The organism is Arthrobacter sedimenti (assembly GCF_042652025.1).
Taxonomy (GTDB): Bacteria; Actinomycetota; Actinomycetes; order Actinomycetales; family Micrococcaceae; genus Arthrobacter; species Arthrobacter sedimenti.
This window is the reverse complement of sequence record NZ_JBHSDQ010000006.1, coordinates 1-15,984: the sequence shown is the minus strand read 5'-3', so window position 1 is coordinate 15,984 and position 15,984 is coordinate 1. Positions and strand designations below refer to the sequence as shown.

Sequence of the window (15,984 nt, the reverse complement as noted above, 5' to 3'; positions counted from 1 at the left end):
GGAGAACCCACCATGACCAAAATCTTCAACGACCCCTCAGAGTTCGCCGAGGAGGCCCTGGCAGGCTTCTGCGACGTTCACTCGGACCTGGTCCGCCAGGTCCCCGGCGGCGCCGTCCGCCGCTACCGGCCCGCGCAGCCCAAGGTTGCCGTCCTGGCCGGCGGTGGATCCGGGCACTACCCGGCGTTCGCCGGCGTGATCGGCACCGGCTTCGCTGACGGCGCCGTGGTGGGCAACATCTTCACCTCGCCGTCCGCCCAGCAGGCCTACTCGGTGGCCAAAGCCGCAGAGTCCGGCGCCGGCGTCGTGTTCACCTACGGCAACTACGCCGGCGACGTGATGAACTTCGGCATGGCCAGCGAGCGCCTGGCCGCCGAGGGCATCGCCGTGGAGAACGTCCTGGTGACTGACGACATCGCCAGCGCCCCGCCGTCGGAATCCGCCAAGCGCCGCGGCATTGCCGGTGACTTCACGGTCTTCAAGGTGATGGGTGCCGCCGCGGAGAACGGAGCGGACCTGGCCGAGGTGGTCCGCCTGGGCCGCAAGGCCAATAACCTGACCCGCACCATCGGCAGCGCGTTCGCCGGCTGCACCTTCCCGGGCGCCGAAGCCCCGCTGTTCACCCTCCCCGAAGGGCAGATGGGGCTGGGCCTTGGCATCCACGGTGAACCGGGCCTGCACGACACGGACCTGCCCTCCGCCAAGGAACTGGGCCAGGAACTCGTGGGCCGGGTGCTCTCCGAGACCCCCGCCGGCGCCGGCAAGCGGATCGCGGTCATCCTCAACGGGCTCGGCTCCACCAAGCACGAGGAGCTCTTCGTGCTCTGGGGAACGGTGGCCCCCCTGCTGCGCGCCTCCGGCTACACCTTGGTGATGCCCGAGGTGGGCGAACTGGTCACCAGCCTGGACATGGCAGGCGTCTCGCTGACCGTCACCTGGCTGGATGAGGACTTGGAACCGCTGTGGACCGCTCCGGCAGAAACTCCCGCCTACCGCCGAGGCGCCGTATCAGCCCAGGCACGGGCTTCCGTCGGGGAAGAAGAGCACGACGGCGGTGCCGCCACTGCCGCGTTTGTCGCCACGGATGCCTCCCGGGAGTACGCAGCCGCCTGCGTTGAGGCTATTGCGGCCGCCGGAGCCTCGCTCCACGACGCCGAGGAGCGGCTGGGCCGGATGGATGCCATCGCCGGCGACGGCGACCACGGACGCGGCATGGTCCGCGGCGTGGATGCCGCAGCGGCAGCCGCCTCCAACGCACTCCATCTGGGTGCAGGCGCGGGTGATGTCCTCGCAGCCGCCGGTGATGCCTGGGCGGACAAGGCCGGCGGCACCTCCGGGGTGCTGTGGGGCGCTGGGCTGCGCGCCTTCGGCGAGACGGTAGGAAACTCCGCCGCGCCCGAAGCTGCCGTCCTTGCGGCCGCAGTCACCGCGTTCGCGGACCGCATCATCCAGTTGGGCAAGGCCGAAATCGGCGACAAGACCATGGTGGACGCCCTGCTGCCCTTCGCGTCCACGTTCGGCCGCGCTGTGGCTGGGGGTGCGGACACCGGCCCAGCCTGGCAGGAGGCCGCACGCAAAGCTGCCGCTGCGGCGGAAGCCACCGCGGACCTCCTTCCACTCAAGGGCCGCGCCCGCCCCCTGGCTGAAAAGAGCCTGGGCACGCCGGACCCGGGTGCCACCTCCCTGGCCATGGTGTTCGCCGTGATGGGCCCGCACTTCACCACCACCACAGCCGGCGCAGCGCCGGTGGGAGCGAAGTAATGACGACGGAAGGAACCACCATGGGGCTGCGGCTCATTGTCGGCGCGGATGAAGCCGGCGTTGATTACAAGGACAAAGTCCTGGCCGACCTGCGCAACGATCCCTGCGTCTCCGAGGTCACCGACATCGGGGTCAACCGCACCGATGCGCCGGATGACTTCACCAGGCCCTACCCCTACGTCGGCATTGCTGCCGGCGAAATGATCCGGGACGGCAAAGCGGACCGCGCCATCCTGTTCTGCGGGACGGGAATCGGGGTGGCCATCGCCGCGAACAAGGTGGAGGGCATCCGCGCCACCGCGGCGCACGACTCGTTCTCCGTGGAGCGGTCCATTTTGTCCAACGACTGCCAGGTCCTCACCATGGGACAGCGCGTGGTGGGCATCGAACTCGCCCGCCGCCTGGCCAAGGAATGGATCGGGTACACATTCGACCCGGCCTCGGCCTCCGCGGGCAAGGTCAAGGTCCTCACCGACTTCGAGTCCTGCTAGCCGGAAGCGCCAGGGGAACCGCCATGAAGCCCTACCCCCATCACGCCTGGAACCGGCTGGTCGGCCTCCCCGTGGAGATCCGGAAGGACTCCGAGGTGGTCCGGACCGGCGTGGTGGAAGATGCCATGCCGGTCCCGGCCGCCTTATGGCTCGCCGCCGACGCGTCCGGTGGCCGGGCCCTGTTCACCGCCGCCGAAGGCTATGAGGCATGGATCAGGCCACAGGCGCTGGGCGGGAAGCTCTGCTACAAGATGACTGCCGACCAGTTGCATGGTGCTCCTACACTTGGACGATGATCACAGTCACCGGAAGTGTGGAAACCAACCTGTCCGCGGAGAAGGCCTTTGCCTTCATGAGTGAGTTCGAGAACACCAGCAAGTGGGACCCCAACACCCCTGTCATGGACAAGCTCACCCCCGGGCCAGTGGCTGTGGGGCACAAGTACCATGCCGAATCCGAGTTCAGGGGAAAGCGCCAGACCCTGGTTTACGAGGTCATTGAGCTGACGGAAAACCACATCAAGCTGCGCGGCGAGAATAAGACCGTCACGGCCTTCGACTCGGTGGACGTCGGCCCCAGCGGCACCGGCTCCGTGGTGACGTACACGGCCGAGTTCAGCATCAACGGCCCGGCCAAGATCATCCAGCCGCTCCTGAGGCCTGCCTTCAATTCCCTGCGGGACCCCGCGCTCAACGGGATCCGGGACACCCTCAACGCTATGGCAGCGGAGTGACCGTTTCGAAAAATTTCCTGATCTCCCGCCGGGGGTCGGCTTCCAGGCGGGGCTCGGCGTCGAGCACCATGGTGCTGCGCTCCTGCCCGTACTCCGGCCACTCACGTTCGGCCATCTCCGGCGCGCCGTGGCGCGCGAAGGCAGCCCAGGCGCCGCTCATGGCGTCGCTGAGGGACTGCGGCGCCTTACGGCGGGTAAGGAAGGCGGCCTCGGGGATGTCCAGGTGCCGGAAGACGAAGGGGACGTCCAGGGCGTGGCAGGCGCCGAGTTTCCCGCCCATGGCGGGACTCCGCCACGTGAACAGGTAGGCGAAGTTCTTCCCGGTATTGGCGGAGGTCGCGGCGGCGGCCGAGTGGGCGACACCCAGCAGCCTCGCGTCAAGCAGCCGGTTGCTGGGCTGGCGGTACATGGAATCCCCGATGGCGGCCTCGAGCAGTTCCTTTCCGGACGGCTCCCGGTTGAGCACCTCTGCAAGCGCACAGGCGTAGCCGGGTGCTTCGATGGCGGGGATCCCTTCCCCTGCGAGCACTGCGGCCGCGCGCTCGGGGTAGGCCGGGTCACCGGCGGAAGGCGGACGCATCTCCACCGCGAAGGAGCCCTCGTTGAGGTTGGTCCCGATCAGCAGGTCTACCTCGGCGTTGACCCCGCTGCGCACGCTTTCAAGTGGCGGGGCCGGCAGCGACGGTGTGCCCACAGTGGGCTGGAACGGCAGCGGAACGGCATAGGACTCCGCGGCAATGCGCCGTTCCAGGGCGGCCTGGGCCTCGAGAAGCCGCTCCACCGGGAGGCTCAGCAACTCCATGGCTGAGCCGCGGTCCAGGCCGCAGAGTTCAAGGAATGCGGCACTGATGTGCGCCGATTCCTCCGGCTGCCGGTACCGTTCCGCAGTCCCGCTTTGCATGATGGCCCGGCGGAACAGTCCTTCGGACGCCGGCATGCCCAGCAAGGTGCCGATCGCTGCAGCGCCTGCGGACTCGCCGAAGATGGTGACGTTGTCAGGGTTGCCCCCGAAGGCGCTGATGTTGCGGCGGATCCAGCGCAGGGCCTCCAGTTGGTCCAGCAGGGCCAGGTTGGAGGAGTCCTCGTAGCCGGGACCCAGCAGCTCCGCCAGGTGCAGGAAGCCCAGGGCACCCAGGCGGTAGTTGATGGACACCAGCACCGCGCCCGACGCAGCGGCGAGCCTGCCGCCGTCGTACATCCCGTCACTGTTGGCGCCCGAAAGGTACGCGCCGCCATGGATCCAAACCATCACCGGCCTGGCCGGACCGTCAGTCCCCGGCGTCCAGATGTTCAGGTTGAGGCACCCGTCCTCGCTCCAGCTGCGCGGCGTGGCGCCCGGGGGCGCAGGCAGTTCAGGGTTCTGGGGCGCGGCGGGGCCAGGAACGGTGCGGTCCAGCACTTCCTTCCACGGCACCACCGGGACCGGCGGCCGGAAGCGGTTGGCGCCCGACGGCGGCGCTGCGTACGGGATGCCCAGGAACCGCTGCACGGTGGTCCCGTCAGTCTCCAGGCGGCTGCCGCGGACGGATCCGCTCGGGGTGGAAAGACGCGTCATGGATGCCAGATTACGGCCTCACCACGGGTAGGCTGTCATCACCGTTCGGCAGTGGGCGCCCACATCGTGTGGCTTTTAACTACTGTCCCGGAGGTATGCCCCGTGCTCAAGGCCGGCGTCCCTGAAGGCGAGGACTTCGCAGACGTTGCCCTGCATCTTCAGGAGTCGTTCCTGCAGAACCCTGAGGTTGAGGCATTCCTTCGGGACCTGGCCGAGTACGCCGCGTCCAGGCTGGCTCCGCTGAACCATGAATGCTGCTGTGAAATTACGGTGCTGCGGCCCAAGAAACCCGCAGCAACTGCCGGAAGCAGGGCCGATGGAGCGCTGCTGAGCCCGTTGGAGTCCGACCATGGTGACGGCCCGGGCCTGCTGGCGATGCGGACCGGCAGTACCGTTCTGGTGGCGGACCTGCGGCGGGAGCAGCGTTGGCCGGAGTACGTCCGGGCAGTGCGGAGGCACGGTTTCCTTTCGGTGCTAAGTATCCCCGCAGCGCTGGAAGGGGATGCCCGGGGCATGATGACGTTCTACTGCACAGCGCCTGTTGACATAACGGACGAAATCCACGTTGCCGAGACCTTTGTGCGGCAGGCGTCCAAGGGGCTCACACTCGCCCTGCGTATGCTGAAGCTGGAGGAAACCAGGGACGGCATGAGCGCCGCCATGCAGACCCGCACGGTCATCGACCTGGCCACGGGCGCCATCATGGCGCAGAACAGGTGCAGCCAGGCCGCTGCCTTCAAGCTGCTGAAGGATGCATCCAACACCCGGAACATGAAGCTCCGCGAGGTTGCGGCCGCTGTGGTCGCGTCGGTGGCCGGGGTGGCGGACACCTTCACCTACTTCGACGAGTAGGGGTCTTTCCGATCCGGGTCATGCCGCTCCGGGTCCCTCCGGTCCGGCTGAGGAAGGGAAAGCGGTGAGATGCTCAAGGGAGCCCGCAGCGGCAGGCCCTCGGCAGAACAATGCTCGTTGACTGCCTGCGCCAGAGCGTCGCGCTCCTTCGGTGAAAGGGTGGCTTCGCCGGCGCAGTAATCCCGGATGAGCTGTTCGGAGGCATCCCCGCCCAATCCAACGAATTCCAGCCACAGTTGCGCCAAATCCAACTGGTGCTCCTTGATAACGGCACCGGTCAGGGCCTGCTGGTCCACGGCATCCATCGTCCCGTCCTAGCTTTGCTTGCACTACTACGCTCGGAATTCGGAACGGCCCGGCCGGCGGATGGGGAAGGTTCAGAAAGAATTTGCTGCAAGAATGGCTCCATGCCTCTGCGCACCTACCCGATCCGGCGGCTGGCAGAGGATCCTGGAAACGTCCTTGACCGCTCACGCTGGCCGGCCGACCTGCCGCCGGTGGCCCAGGTCCTTGAACAGGGGCTGGACCTGGGACCTGCCACCGTCCTGGTGGGCGAAAACGGTTCGGGTAAATCCACGCTGGTGGAGGCCATAGCGCTCGCCTACGGTTTGTCTCCTGAAGGCGGCTCAACTGGTGCCCGGCATGTTACCCGGCCCACCGAATCAGTCCTGGGGAACCACCTCCAGCTGGTCCGCAACGCCGGTGCGACGCGCCGCGGCTACTTCCTCCGCGCGGAAACCATGCATGGGTTCTACACCTACCTGGAAAAGAACCCCAGCACTTTCCTTCCTGACATCCCGTTCCATGACATGTCGCATGGCGAGTCCTTCCTGCAGTTGGCCGCTGACAGGTTCCATGGCCCGGGCCTGTGGCTCCTGGACGAGCCGGAATCCGCCCTGTCCTTTTCCGGTTGCCTCAGCCTGTTGTCAGTCCTGAAGGAATTGATGGCCGACGGTAAATCCCAAGTGGTGATGTCCACCCACTCCCCTCTGCTGGCGGCTTTTACCGGCGCCACCATCCTCGAAGTGGGACCCTGGGGCCTGCGGCGGCGGCGCTGGGAGGAGCTGGAGCTCGTGGCCAACTGGCGGAACTTCCTGGGCTCGCCCGAGCGCTACCTCAGGCACATTTAGCGGCCTTCGCCCCGGGTGCATCACGTCCCTGTGCAAGGACTTTTGCCCCTAGGCAGGCACCCGGGAAAGCAGTCAACTTGAGTGTCTGGAGCAGGTGACTACAACAGGAGGCATGGACCATGGGCGCATGTGATGTCTGCGGCAGCAGCGAGGGCCGGATGTTCACCGTCAGCATGGGAAACCAAACCGGCACGTTCGACAGCTTCGAATGCGCCATCCATATGATGGCGCCGGCCTGCGAGCACTGCGGCTGCCGGATTTTGGGCCATCCCGTTGAAAGCGAAGCCGGCATTTATTGCTGCCTCCACTGCGCCAGGGAAGCAGGAAATCCACACCAGGCCGCCAAGACGGAGCACTCCACGGTGGCTGTCCCGGCACAGGGCGCGACGGCGGACCAGGGTTAGTCCCGCCGGCGCCAGTACAACAGGAAAAGGGGAGTCGTGGCCGGCAACGGAAGTTTCAGGATCGTAGTGGGGGTTGACGGCTCCGAGCAGTCCAAGGCGGCGATGGACTGGGCAATTGAGGAGTCCAGGCTGCGCAAGGGTGAGGTCCAGGCGTTGACGGCCTGGAGCTTTCCTTACGTCAGCGACGCCATGGGCACGGCCTGGGACTACGACATCTTCGAGAAGGACGCGCAGGCCATTCTTGAAGCGGAACTCGAACGCGTCAAGGACCGGGGTGTGACGGTTTCCGGGCGGCTCATGGAAGGGAACCCGGCGTCGGCGCTCATCGATGCCTCCCGCGACGCTGATCTCATTGCCGTCGGTTCGCGCGGCCACGGCGGGTTCACCGGAATGCTCCTTGGCTCCGTGTCCCACCAGACCATCCACCACGCACACTGTCCGGTGCTGGTGATCCGGGAACCATCACCTGAGTAGACCCCTGCACCTGTGGTGTCCAGGACGCCGGGAAGTCCGGTGGGCAGGCAGGGAACCGACTCTCAGACGCTGGTGTAGCCGCCGTCCACAAGGTAATAACCGCCAGTGGCGAACGATGCCTCATCCGAAAGCAGGAAGCACACCATGTGGGCGACTTCCTCCGCGGTACCCAGGCGGCCCAGCGGATGCTTGGCGGTCAGGGCTTTTCGGGCTTCCTCGTTCAGGTTCTTGTCCAGCAGCGGGGTGGCGATGTAGCCGGGGCCGACGGAGTTGATGCGCAGGCCCTGGGCACCGTATTCGGCGGCGGCGTTCTTGGTCACGCCCACCACGCCGTGCTTCGCTGCGGTGTATGCGCTGCTCATCGGCGCTGCCACTGAACCGTGGATGGAGGCCATGTTGACGATGGCACTTTCCTTTGCGCCGGCGTCGAGCATTGCCGGAATCTGGTACCGCATGCCGTACAGCACACCGTTGAGGTTGATGCCGATGACCTTGTCCCAATCATCCAGGTCCAGCTCCCCGGCCGGTGCCTGCTTGCCGCCGATTCCCGCGTTGTTCACCGCGTAATTCAATTTGCCGTAGGTCTCTATGGCGAACTGGACCGCCTTTTCGTTGTCTTCCTTGGCTGCGGTGTTGCCCTGCAGGGCACTGGCGGTCCCGCCGCCCTGGGTGATCTCATCGGCCACCCGCTGCGCGGCGTGCAGATCGAGGTCCAGCACAACGACTTTTGCGCCCTTGGCCGCCAACTCCTTTGAGGTGGCCTCACCGATCCCCGACCCGCCGCCGGTAACCAGTGCGACCCTGTCCGTGAACTGTGCCATGCCTGCATCCTCGATCCTGGTCCGGCGGTTCGGCCGGACTCGCTAGTGCCTGCCAACTGGCCCCTTCAAAATTCCCTGAGGGGTCGCTCTCCACGTACCCGCGCCGGAGGCATGCCTAACGGGAGGGCAGGCCGGGGCAGGGCCGCGCCGAAGAGCGGCTCACTTCTTCCCGGCAGGTTCTCAGCCCGGGTGGCTGCTGGACCAGATATCGCCCATCTCTTCCGTGGACTGCTCCACAATCCTGCTCATGGCGGCGTGTGCGGCACCGGCGTCGCGGTGTTGGATGGCGCTGGCTACGTCCACGTGCATCTGCAGCGCCTCATGATCCGGAAGATGGGGCATCAGGCCGTGCTGGGTGCGCCCTGACAGCACTTCAGCCACGAGCTTGTGAAGCTGCGAAAACATCAGGTTGCCGGAAGCGTTGAGGACCGCGGCGTGGAATTCGATGTCCAGGCGCAGGAATTCGTCCTGGTCGCCCCGTTGCCCGGCGGCCCACAGCCGCGCCGCCATGGAAACCAGATCGCTGGCCGCATCAAGGGAGGCCCGCTCGGCAGCCAGGCGGGCAGCCTGCGGCTCGATGGCACCGCGCAGTTCGTTCAACGCCTGCAGCTGTTCAAGCCGCTTGGCCGATGCCAGCCGCCACCGGATCACTTGAGGGTCGTAGAGGTTCCAGCTTGCCTCCGGCTGGACCACCGTCCCCAGCCGACGCCGGGACTCAAGCATTCCCATGGAGGACAGGACGCGGGTAGCCTCCCGAATCACGGAGCGGGACACCTTGTGCTGCGCCTCCAACTCATCCAGCCGCAGGATCGAGTTCGGCGCCAGCGTTCCCTCAGCGATGGCGAGCCCCAGGTTCTCGACCAGCGATGAATGCAGGTCGGGGGACAACGCCGCCTTTGGGATGGTCATGAATAAATCATATGGGGACACAGCAAGCTCTTGTATATGTCTGCCTTATTTGTTTATGCTCGCTGAACACAGCAGACGTAAAGAGGCGTTTGTAACCGGTCCGCGGAGCTGCGGGCCCTGAAGGCAAAGGAAGTCGTAATGAAGCGGCGTTCAATTGTGAAGTACGCGGCAGTTGCCGCAGTGATGTCGCTGGGGCTGACAGCCTGCAGCGGCGGTGGAGGCGGCAGCGACCAGGCCAAGCAGTCCGGAACGGTCCGCGTCACCCTCGCCAACCACGTCTGGACCGATGGCATCAAGGCAGCCATTCCCGAGTTCGAGAAGTCCAGCGGACTCAAGGTCGAGCTCACCCAGTTGGGCGAAGACCAGCTCTCTGACCAGTACAACGTCAAGCTCAACGCAGGCAGCGACGAGATCGACGTCATGATGTACCGCCCGCTCCAGGAAGGCAAGGCATTCGCCAAGAACGGCTACCTGGCCGACCTGACCAAGAACGTCTCCTCCGACTCGAACTGGGACTGGAAGGACTACCAGGAAGGCCCGGTCAAGGCCACCACCGTTGACGGCAAGGTGGTTGGTGTCCCGATCATCACCGAGCGTGAAGTCCTGTACTACCGCAAGGACCTGCTGCAGGCTGCCGGGCTCCAGGTGCCCAAGACCATGGATGAACTGGAAGCCGCGGCCAAGGCCATCAAGGCATCCTCCCCGAACACCGCTGGCTTCGTAGCCCGCACCGGCAAGTCCGCCGCCGTCACCCAGTTCTCCAGCTTCCTGTACAGCTTCGGCGGCGACTTCGTCGACTCCAGCGGCAAGGCCTCCGTCAACACCGATGCCGCCAAGAAGGCCTACTCCTTCTACGGTGGCCTGATCAAGAACTACGGCCCCGCCAACGTCAGCACGGACATGAGCTGGCCTGAGGCGATGGCCATCTTCACCCAGGGCGGCGCTGCCTTCTACACCGAAGCTGATTCGCTCTACAAGAACGCCACCGACCCCGCCAAGTCCAAGGTTGCGGACAAGGTTGGCTTCGCCCCGCTGCCGGCTGGCCCCGCCGGCTCCAAGCCCTACAACATCCCCTCCTGGGCCCTTGGTGTGAACCAGAACTCCAGCAACCAGGAGAACGCCTGGAAGTTCATCCAGTGGGCCACCAGCAAGGAGCGCACGCTGGAAGCCCAGAAGGCCGGCGTCCCCGGACCCCGCACCTCCGTCTGGGCCAACCCTGACGGAACCTCCACCTACCCCAAGGACCTCGCCGACGCGATTGCCGCCAGCGCCAAGAGCGGCGTGGGCCATGACCGTCCCGAGGTAGTCACCGTGGGCAAGGCCCGCGAAATCGTGGGCGCTCCGATCGTTGCCACCATCACCGGCGCTGACTCCGCCGCCGCGGCCAACGACGCCCAGACTGCCTTCCAGACCTTCCTGGACAGCGAAAAGAAGTAGGACGTCAGGCGCGTACCGCGCCAACCCATCCCGCCGGGACGGCCCCAGGGCCGTCCCGGCGCGGCCCGCTTCACCCCCGAACTCCTTAGGTGAACCATGTCTGTATTGAACCCTCCCCGCAGTGCCCGCACCCGCCGGGCCGGCGGCCCCTCCGGAGCCAGGGGGAGCTTTTCCGCCTGGGCCAACCGGCACCGCAAGTGGTTGTTCGCGGCACCGGCCATGATCTTCGTCGGTGTCCTGATCGTCTTCCCACTTGCCTGGACCCTGTACCTCAGCCTCACCGACTCCCAGGGCTCCGTCCGGGCCGCCACGGAGTTCATCGGGCTCCAGAACTACCTCACGGTCCTCAGTGACACCGAGCGCTTCTGGCCCGCAGTAGGCCGCACCCTTGCCTTCACCGGCGTCGCGCTGGCCTTCGAAGTAGTGCTGGGAATGGGCATCGCGCTGCTCCTGTGGCGGCCGTTCCGCGGGGAAAAGTGGGTCCGCGTGGCCATCCTGCTGCCGCTGGTGGCAACCCCCGTGGCCGTCGGCATGATGTGGCGGCTGATCTTCGATCCCAACATCGGCTTCGTCAACCAGCTCCTGGGCATGGTGGGCATCCCGCCCCAGCCGTGGCTGTCCGGCCAGGACACCGCCCTGGGCACCACCATCTTCATGGACGTCTGGCAGTGGACCCCCATGGTGGTCCTCATCCTGCTGGCCGGCCTGACCTCGCTGTCCGACGAACCGGACGAGGCCGCCCGCGTGGACGGCGCCAACGCCTTCCAGCGGTTCTTCTTCATTACCCTGCCCCTTATGATGCCCACCGTGATCGTGGCCATCCTGCTGCGCGGCATCGACGCCTTGAAGACCTTCGACATCCTCTACGCCACCAAGGGCAAGGGCGGCGGCTCGTTCCATGAAGTGGAGACGCTGAACGTCTACGCCTACGGACTGAGCTTCGACTACAACCAGTACGGGCTCTCCTCGGCGGTGCTGATCCTGTTCTTCATGATCATCATCGGTTCCATGTGGCTGCTCACCATGCGCAAGAAAGCGGTAAGCAAATGACCGTCATGACAGACTCCGCCGCCCCGTCCGCGGACAACACGCCCCGGCGCCGCCGCAAGCCCCTGGGCACCCGCGCGTACAAAGTGTTCCGTGTGGTGGCACTGATCGTGGTGGTGCTGTTCCTGCTCGCGCCGCTGTTCTGGATGCTCCTGGCGTCGCTGAAGACCAACGTGGACATCTACGACACCGCCAAGGCCTTCATCTTCTCGCCCACCTTCGAGAACTACGCCAACGTGCTGCAGCGCAACAACTACTTCGTGTTCGTCGTCAACAGCTTCTGGGTGGCGTTTGTCTCCACCGCGCTGTCCATCGTCCTGGGCGTCCCCGCTGCCTACGCGATGAGCCGGTTCACCATGCACCGCTCCGCGCTGGTGGTCCTTATGGCGCGCGTCATCCCGGGCGTCTCACTCCTGGTGCCCTGGTACTACGTTTTCTCCAACCTGCGCATGGTGGGCAAGTTCGAGGTACTGATCCTCAGCCACATGTTCGTGGCCCTGCCGCTGATCGTGTACATCATGATGAGCTACTTCGACTCCCTGCCGCTGGAACTGGAGGAGTCTGCCGAGGTGGACGGGCTCACGCCGATCGGGGCGTTCCGGCTGATCACGCTTCCGCTGGCGGTGTCCGGCATCGCCACCGCGGGCATCCTGTCCTTCATCTTCTCGTGGAACAACTTCATGTTCGCGCTGGTGCTCTCCGGTGCCAAGACCAAGACGCTGCCGGTGGCGATCTTCGACTTCGTCTCCTACGCCAGCATCGATTGGGGCGGGCTGATGGCAGCGGCCACGGTGGTGACCATCCCCATCATGATCATTGCGCTCTTCACGCAGAAGTACATCGTCTCCGGCCTGACCGCCGGCGCCACCAAGGGTTAGGACCGCCCTGTGACCGTCATCAGCCGGATCGAAACATTCCTCGTCCCGCCCCGCTGGCTCTTTGTCCGGATCGAGACCGACAGCGGAATCGTGGGGTGGGGCGAGGCCACCTGCGAGGGCCGCAGCGAAACGGTGCGCGCCGCCGTCGAACAACTCTCGGAACTGCTCATCGGCAGGGACGCCCTCCGGATCGAAGACCACTGGCAGGTGATGACCAAGGGGTCCTTCTACCGCGGCGGCCCCATCCTGGCCAGCGCCGTCTCCGGCCTGGACCAGGCCCTGTGGGACATCGCCGGCAAGCACTTCAACACCCCCGTGCACCAGCTCCTGGGCGGCCATGTCCGCGACCGGATCCGGATGTACGGGTGGGTGGGCGGCGACGAACCCAACGAGGTGGCGGACCAGATCAGCGCCCAGCTTGAAGTGGGGCTGACCGCCGTGAAGATGAACGCCAGCGGCCGGATGAGCCCGGTGGCGTCCGTCGCGGAGATCGACGGCGTCATCCGCCGTGTCGCCGCGGCGCGCCAGGTCCTGGGCGACCACCGGGATGTGGCCGTCGACTTTCACGGCCGCTTCAGCCTGGCGAACGCGAAACGGGTGGCGCCGCTGCTGGAGCCGTTCCGGCCTTTCTTCCTCGAAGAGCCGGTGGTTCCGGAGAACACCCACCTGCTGCGCGAATTCACCTCATCCACCACCACCCCGGTTTCCACGGGGGAGCGGCTCTACAGCCGGCAGGAATTCCTGCCCGCGCTGCAGGCAGGCATCGCCGTGGCGCAGCCGGACCTGTCGCACGCGGGCGGCATCACGGAGGTCCGCAAGATCGCCGCGCTGGCCGAGGTGTACGAAGTCCAGCTGGCGCCGCACTGCCCGCTGGGACCCCTGGCGCTCGCGGCCTGTTTGCAGGTTGGCTTCGCCACGCCCAACTTCCTCATCCAGGAACAAAGCATCGGCATCCACTACAACCAGGGCGCGGAAGTCCTTGACTATGTGGTGGACAAGACACCGTTCAAGTTCGTGAACGGCCACATCGAGCGGCTCACCGGGCCCGGACTCGGCGTCGAGATTGATGAGGCCGTGGTGCGGGCGGCGGACAAGCGCGGCCATGCCTGGCGCGGCCCCGTGTGGCGCCATCCCGACGGATCCTTCGCAGAATGGTGAACCACATGACATCCCACAATGAAGCTGTTACCCCCGCCAGCCTCCTGGCGGGTATCCGCCAGACGCGCCTTATTGGCATTGTCCGCGGGAACGACGGCGGTGCTGCCGCCAAGGCTGCGCTGGCGGCCATGGAGGAGGGTTTCCAGTACGTGGAGATCGCCCTCACCACGCCCAACGCGCTGGAGGCCATCCGGGAAGTCCGTGCGGCTGCCCCGGCCGGCTGCCTGGTGGGCGCCGGCACCGTCCTCAGCCAGGCCGACGTCGGACGTGTCCTGGCAGCCGGTGGCCAGTTCATTGTCACCCCGTCCCTGGCCCCCTCCATCAGCGAGGCTGCCAGTGCCGGCATCCCCGTCCTGGCCGGTGCGCTGACTCCCAGCGAGGCCTACGAGGCGATGGAACGCGGCGCCACCGCCATCAAGCTGTTCCCGGCGTCCATCGGCGGCCCCGGCTACCTGAAGGCCGTCCGGGATCCCTTCCCTGACATCCCGTTCATCGCCGTCGGCGGTGTGGGCCTGGATGAAGCCACCGGGTACTGGGAGGCCGGGGCCATCGCCGTCGGCCTGGGTGGTCCGCTCTTCGGCAAGGCGGCGTCAGGCGGTGATCTGACGGAGATGCGGGACCGCGCCCGCAGCTTCCTGGGCCTCGCCGCCGAATTCGCCGCGCGGACCGGGACGTCTTCATGACTGCTCCGGCACTGGACCCGGTGGGCCTGCTGACTTTCGGCGAGTCCATGGTTTCGCTCCGGTCCACCGGCCCCCTGGCGAACGGCGGAACGCTGAACATGCAGGTGGCTGGGGCCGAATCCAACGTTGCCATCGGCGTGGCACGCCTGGGCCACACGTCCGCCTGGGCAGGGGCCGTGGGGGCGGACCCGCATGGCGAGTTCATCGTGACGCAGCTCCGGGGCGAGGGCGTCCACCTGCACCACAGCGTGCATCCGGACCGCAGCACGGGCGTGATGTTCCTGGAACAGCGCACCGCAGACCTCAGCAGGGCCTTCTACTACCGCGCAGGTTCTGCGGGCGCCACCATCTCACGGGACCATGTCGCTGCCGCGCTGGACGGAGGTGCCCGGATTCTGCACCTCACCGGCATCACGCCGGCACTCAGCGCCGAGGCTCGTGACGCGGTGGAGTATGCCGCCGAGCGGGCTGCCGGCGAAGGCATTGTCGTTTCCTTCGACGTGAACTACCGCAGCAAGCTGTGGTCCCGGGACCAGGCGAGGGCCGTGCTCGGCCTCCTGGCGCGGCACGCCACCATCGTCATAGCGTCCGACGACGAACTGGACCTGATTGCCCCACCCCAGGCGGGGAGCGGGGCGGCAGGGCGTCCGGGCAATACCGGCGCCAGCGACGAAGCCACTGCCGACGTCGAGGCTTGTGCAGCCAGGCGGCTGCTGGAGGCCGGGGTCCGGGAAGTGGTGGTAAAGCGGGGCGCCGCCGGCGCCGCCGTCTATACAGCCGAAGGCCTTCTCGAAGCGCCCGCCCTCGCCGTGACCTGCCTGGACACCGTCGGGGCCGGCGACGCATTCACCGCCGGCTACCTTTCGGCTCTGCTCGGCGGTGCAAAAGTTCCCGAACGCCTGCACCGCGGCATCCTTGCCGGCGCCTTCGCAGTCAGCACCCGCGGCGACTGGGAAGGGCTGCCCCGTCCCGAAGAACTTGCCCTGCTCGATGCCGCCAGGGGCAGCACCCAGCGCTGACCCCCGCCAGGCACATATTTCCCAGGTCCTGCCAACTCCAACCCGAAAGCCAGCCATGAAAATCATTGCCGCCGATGTGTTTGTGACCAGTCCCTCACGGAACTTTGTCACCCTCCGGATCACTACCGAGGATGGTGTGACCGGGATTGGTGACGCCACGCTGAACGGGCGTGAACTGGCTGTTGCGGCGTATTTGAAGGAGCATGTGGCGCAGTTGTTGATCGGCAAGGATGCGCACCGGATTGAGGATACGTGGCAGTTCCTGTACCGGTCTTCGTATTGGCGGCGGGGTCCGGTGACGATGGCGGCGATCGCGGCGGTGGATATGGCGTTGTGGGATATCAAGGGCAAGGTGGCCGGTTTGCCGGTGTACCAGCTCCTCGGTGGGGCGTCGCGGAACGGGTTGCGGGCGTACGGGCATGCCTCGGGTGCGGATATCGAGTCGTTGTTTGATTCGGTGCGGGAGCATCTGGAGCTGGGGTACAAGTCGATCCGGATCCAGACCGCGGTGCCGGGGATCAAGGCCCTGTATGGGGTGGCGGCGCAGGCGCAGGCGTCGGGGGAGCGGTATGACTATGAGCCTGCGGGTCGTGGTGCGTTCCCGGTGGAGGAGGACTGGGACACCCGGGCGT

General features: G+C 66.3%; 19 protein-coding genes. 15 read left to right on the top strand and 4 right to left on the bottom strand.

Features of this window, described 5'->3' with window-relative positions; translation table 11 throughout:
- Positions 1–12 precede the first annotated feature (12 nt).
- From ACFO0G_RS14130 to ACFO0G_RS14115, 4 genes are read left to right on the top strand one after another with little or no spacing between them, the layout of a single operon-like run.
- Positions 13–1,761, top strand: coding sequence for a dihydroxyacetone kinase family protein (locus ACFO0G_RS14130; RefSeq protein WP_376978354.1), 1,749 nt, complete (start codon positions 13–15; stop codon positions 1,759–1,761).
- Entirely contained in the window at positions 1,761–2,252 is a 492-nt protein-coding gene (locus ACFO0G_RS14125) for an RpiB/LacA/LacB family sugar-phosphate isomerase (protein ID WP_376978352.1), read from the top strand. The genes ACFO0G_RS14130 and ACFO0G_RS14125 overlap by 1 nt, the downstream gene beginning before the upstream one ends.
- Before the next feature lie 23 nt (positions 2,253–2,275).
- Complete coding sequence (locus ACFO0G_RS14120; RefSeq protein ID WP_376978350.1) at positions 2,276–2,548, top strand: hypothetical protein; 273 nt, start codon at positions 2,276–2,278, stop codon at positions 2,546–2,548.
- Positions 2,545–2,985, top strand: coding sequence for an SRPBCC family protein (locus tag ACFO0G_RS14115; RefSeq protein ID WP_286401070.1), 441 nt, complete (start codon positions 2,545–2,547; stop codon positions 2,983–2,985). The genes ACFO0G_RS14120 and ACFO0G_RS14115 overlap by 4 nt, the downstream gene beginning before the upstream one ends.
- Here the strand turns inward: ACFO0G_RS14115 and ACFO0G_RS14110 are convergent.
- A complete protein-coding gene (locus ACFO0G_RS14110) occupies positions 2,969–4,540 on the bottom strand; it encodes a carboxylesterase/lipase family protein (RefSeq protein ID WP_286401072.1) in 1,572 nt (523 codons plus the stop codon). The genes ACFO0G_RS14115 and ACFO0G_RS14110 overlap by 17 nt on opposite strands.
- A 51-nt stretch (positions 4,541–4,591) precedes the next feature.
- Between ACFO0G_RS14110 and ACFO0G_RS14105 the strand changes: the two genes are divergently transcribed.
- Positions 4,592–5,392, top strand: coding sequence for a GAF and ANTAR domain-containing protein (locus tag ACFO0G_RS14105; protein WP_286401074.1), 801 nt, complete (start codon positions 4,592–4,594; stop codon positions 5,390–5,392).
- Here ACFO0G_RS14105 and ACFO0G_RS14100 read toward each other — a convergent pair.
- Positions 5,377–5,697 (bottom strand): hypothetical protein, encoded by a 321-nt coding sequence (locus tag ACFO0G_RS14100; RefSeq protein WP_286401076.1) that lies wholly within the window; start codon positions 5,695–5,697, stop codon positions 5,377–5,379. The genes ACFO0G_RS14105 and ACFO0G_RS14100 overlap by 16 nt on opposite strands.
- Before the next feature lie 102 nt (positions 5,698–5,799).
- On the opposite strand from ACFO0G_RS14100, the gene ACFO0G_RS14095 reads away from it, so the two are divergent.
- From ACFO0G_RS14095 to ACFO0G_RS14085, 3 genes are all read left to right on the top strand, one after another.
- Positions 5,800–6,522 carry an AAA family ATPase gene (locus ACFO0G_RS14095; RefSeq protein ID WP_286401077.1) on the top strand — a complete coding sequence of 241 codons (723 nt, stop codon included), beginning with the start codon at positions 5,800–5,802 and terminating at the stop codon, positions 6,520–6,522.
- A 119-nt stretch (positions 6,523–6,641) separates the two neighbouring features.
- Entirely contained in the window at positions 6,642–6,926 is a 285-nt protein-coding gene (locus ACFO0G_RS14090; protein ID WP_286401078.1) for a hypothetical protein, read from the top strand.
- A gap of 36 nt (positions 6,927–6,962) precedes the next feature.
- On the top strand, positions 6,963–7,400 hold the full coding sequence (locus tag ACFO0G_RS14085; RefSeq protein ID WP_376978346.1) for a universal stress protein: 438 nt from the start codon (positions 6,963–6,965) through the stop codon (positions 7,398–7,400).
- 62 nt (positions 7,401–7,462) lie between these two features.
- Here ACFO0G_RS14085 and ACFO0G_RS14080 read toward each other — a convergent pair whose 3' ends face one another.
- Positions 7,463–8,221, bottom strand: a complete 759-nt coding sequence (locus ACFO0G_RS14080; RefSeq protein WP_376978344.1) for an SDR family NAD(P)-dependent oxidoreductase — start codon at positions 8,219–8,221, stop codon at positions 7,463–7,465.
- Positions 8,222–8,401: 180 nt separating this feature from the next.
- Positions 8,402–9,130, bottom strand: coding sequence for a FadR/GntR family transcriptional regulator (locus ACFO0G_RS14075; RefSeq protein WP_286401083.1), 729 nt, complete (start codon positions 9,128–9,130; stop codon positions 8,402–8,404).
- 138 nt (positions 9,131–9,268) lie between these two features.
- Between ACFO0G_RS14075 and ACFO0G_RS14070 the strand changes: the two genes are divergently transcribed.
- The 7 genes from ACFO0G_RS14070 to ACFO0G_RS14040 all read left to right on the top strand — a co-directional run.
- Positions 9,269–10,567, top strand: coding sequence for an ABC transporter substrate-binding protein (locus ACFO0G_RS14070; protein WP_286401085.1), 1,299 nt, complete (start codon positions 9,269–9,271; stop codon positions 10,565–10,567).
- A gap of 96 nt (positions 10,568–10,663) precedes the next feature.
- Positions 10,664–11,617 carry a carbohydrate ABC transporter permease gene (locus ACFO0G_RS14065; RefSeq protein ID WP_235009338.1) on the top strand — a complete coding sequence of 318 codons (954 nt, stop codon included), beginning with the start codon at positions 10,664–10,666 and terminating at the stop codon, positions 11,615–11,617.
- A complete protein-coding gene (locus tag ACFO0G_RS14060; protein ID WP_286401090.1) occupies positions 11,614–12,492 on the top strand; it encodes a carbohydrate ABC transporter permease in 879 nt (292 codons plus the stop codon). Before ACFO0G_RS14065 ends, ACFO0G_RS14060 begins: the two co-directional genes overlap by 4 nt.
- Before the next feature lie 9 nt (positions 12,493–12,501).
- On the top strand, positions 12,502–13,650 hold the full coding sequence (gene dgoD / locus ACFO0G_RS14055) for a galactonate dehydratase (protein WP_286401092.1): 1,149 nt from the start codon (positions 12,502–12,504) through the stop codon (positions 13,648–13,650).
- 5 nt (positions 13,651–13,655) lie between these two features.
- The gene (locus ACFO0G_RS14050) at positions 13,656–14,333 is read left to right on the top strand and encodes a bifunctional 4-hydroxy-2-oxoglutarate aldolase/2-dehydro-3-deoxy-phosphogluconate aldolase (protein WP_376978341.1); all 678 of its coding nucleotides are present in this window, start codon (positions 13,656–13,658) and stop codon (positions 14,331–14,333) included.
- Positions 14,330–15,352 (top strand): sugar kinase, encoded by a 1,023-nt coding sequence (locus tag ACFO0G_RS14045; protein ID WP_376978339.1) that lies wholly within the window; start codon positions 14,330–14,332, stop codon positions 15,350–15,352. Before ACFO0G_RS14050 ends, ACFO0G_RS14045 begins: the two co-directional genes overlap by 4 nt.
- Positions 15,353–15,407: 55 nt before the next feature.
- The coding region (locus ACFO0G_RS14040; protein ID WP_465251111.1) for an enolase-like domain-containing protein at positions 15,408–15,984 on the top strand (577 nt) is incomplete at its 3' end.

Excerpts from the sequence above, each read along its gene's own strand:
- ACFO0G_RS14045 (WP_376978339.1), top strand. The coding sequence starts at position 14,330 with ATGACTGCTCCGGCACTGGACCCGGTGGGCCTGCTGACTTTCGGCGAG.
- ACFO0G_RS14115 (WP_286401070.1), top strand. The coding sequence starts at position 2,545 with ATGATCACAGTCACCGGAAGTGTGGAAACCAACCTGTCCGCGGAGAAG.
- ACFO0G_RS14100 (WP_286401076.1), bottom strand. The coding sequence starts at position 5,697 with ATGGATGCCGTGGACCAGCAGGCCCTGACCGGTGCCGTTATCAAGGAG.
- ACFO0G_RS14060 (WP_286401090.1), top strand. The coding sequence starts at position 11,614 with ATGACCGTCATGACAGACTCCGCCGCCCCGTCCGCGGACAACACGCCC.
- ACFO0G_RS14120 (WP_376978350.1), top strand. The coding sequence starts at position 2,276 with ATGAAGCCCTACCCCCATCACGCCTGGAACCGGCTGGTCGGCCTCCCC.
- ACFO0G_RS14075 (WP_286401083.1), bottom strand. The coding sequence starts at position 9,130 with ATGACCATCCCAAAGGCGGCGTTGTCCCCCGACCTGCATTCATCGCTG.
- ACFO0G_RS14050 (WP_376978341.1), top strand. The coding sequence starts at position 13,656 with ATGACATCCCACAATGAAGCTGTTACCCCCGCCAGCCTCCTGGCGGGT.
- ACFO0G_RS14095 (WP_286401077.1), top strand. The coding sequence starts at position 5,800 with ATGCCTCTGCGCACCTACCCGATCCGGCGGCTGGCAGAGGATCCTGGA.
- ACFO0G_RS14110 (WP_286401072.1), bottom strand. The coding sequence starts at position 4,540 with ATGACGCGTCTTTCCACCCCGAGCGGATCCGTCCGCGGCAGCCGCCTG.
- ACFO0G_RS14080 (WP_376978344.1), bottom strand. The coding sequence starts at position 8,221 with ATGGCACAGTTCACGGACAGGGTCGCACTGGTTACCGGCGGCGGGTCG.
- ACFO0G_RS14125 (WP_376978352.1), top strand. The coding sequence starts at position 1,761 with ATGACGACGGAAGGAACCACCATGGGGCTGCGGCTCATTGTCGGCGCG.
- ACFO0G_RS14130 (WP_376978354.1), top strand. The coding sequence starts at position 13 with ATGACCAAAATCTTCAACGACCCCTCAGAGTTCGCCGAGGAGGCCCTG.
- ACFO0G_RS14070 (WP_286401085.1), top strand. The coding sequence starts at position 9,269 with ATGAAGCGGCGTTCAATTGTGAAGTACGCGGCAGTTGCCGCAGTGATG.
- ACFO0G_RS14090 (WP_286401078.1), top strand. The coding sequence starts at position 6,642 with ATGGGCGCATGTGATGTCTGCGGCAGCAGCGAGGGCCGGATGTTCACC.
- ACFO0G_RS14065 (WP_235009338.1), top strand. The coding sequence starts at position 10,664 with ATGTCTGTATTGAACCCTCCCCGCAGTGCCCGCACCCGCCGGGCCGGC.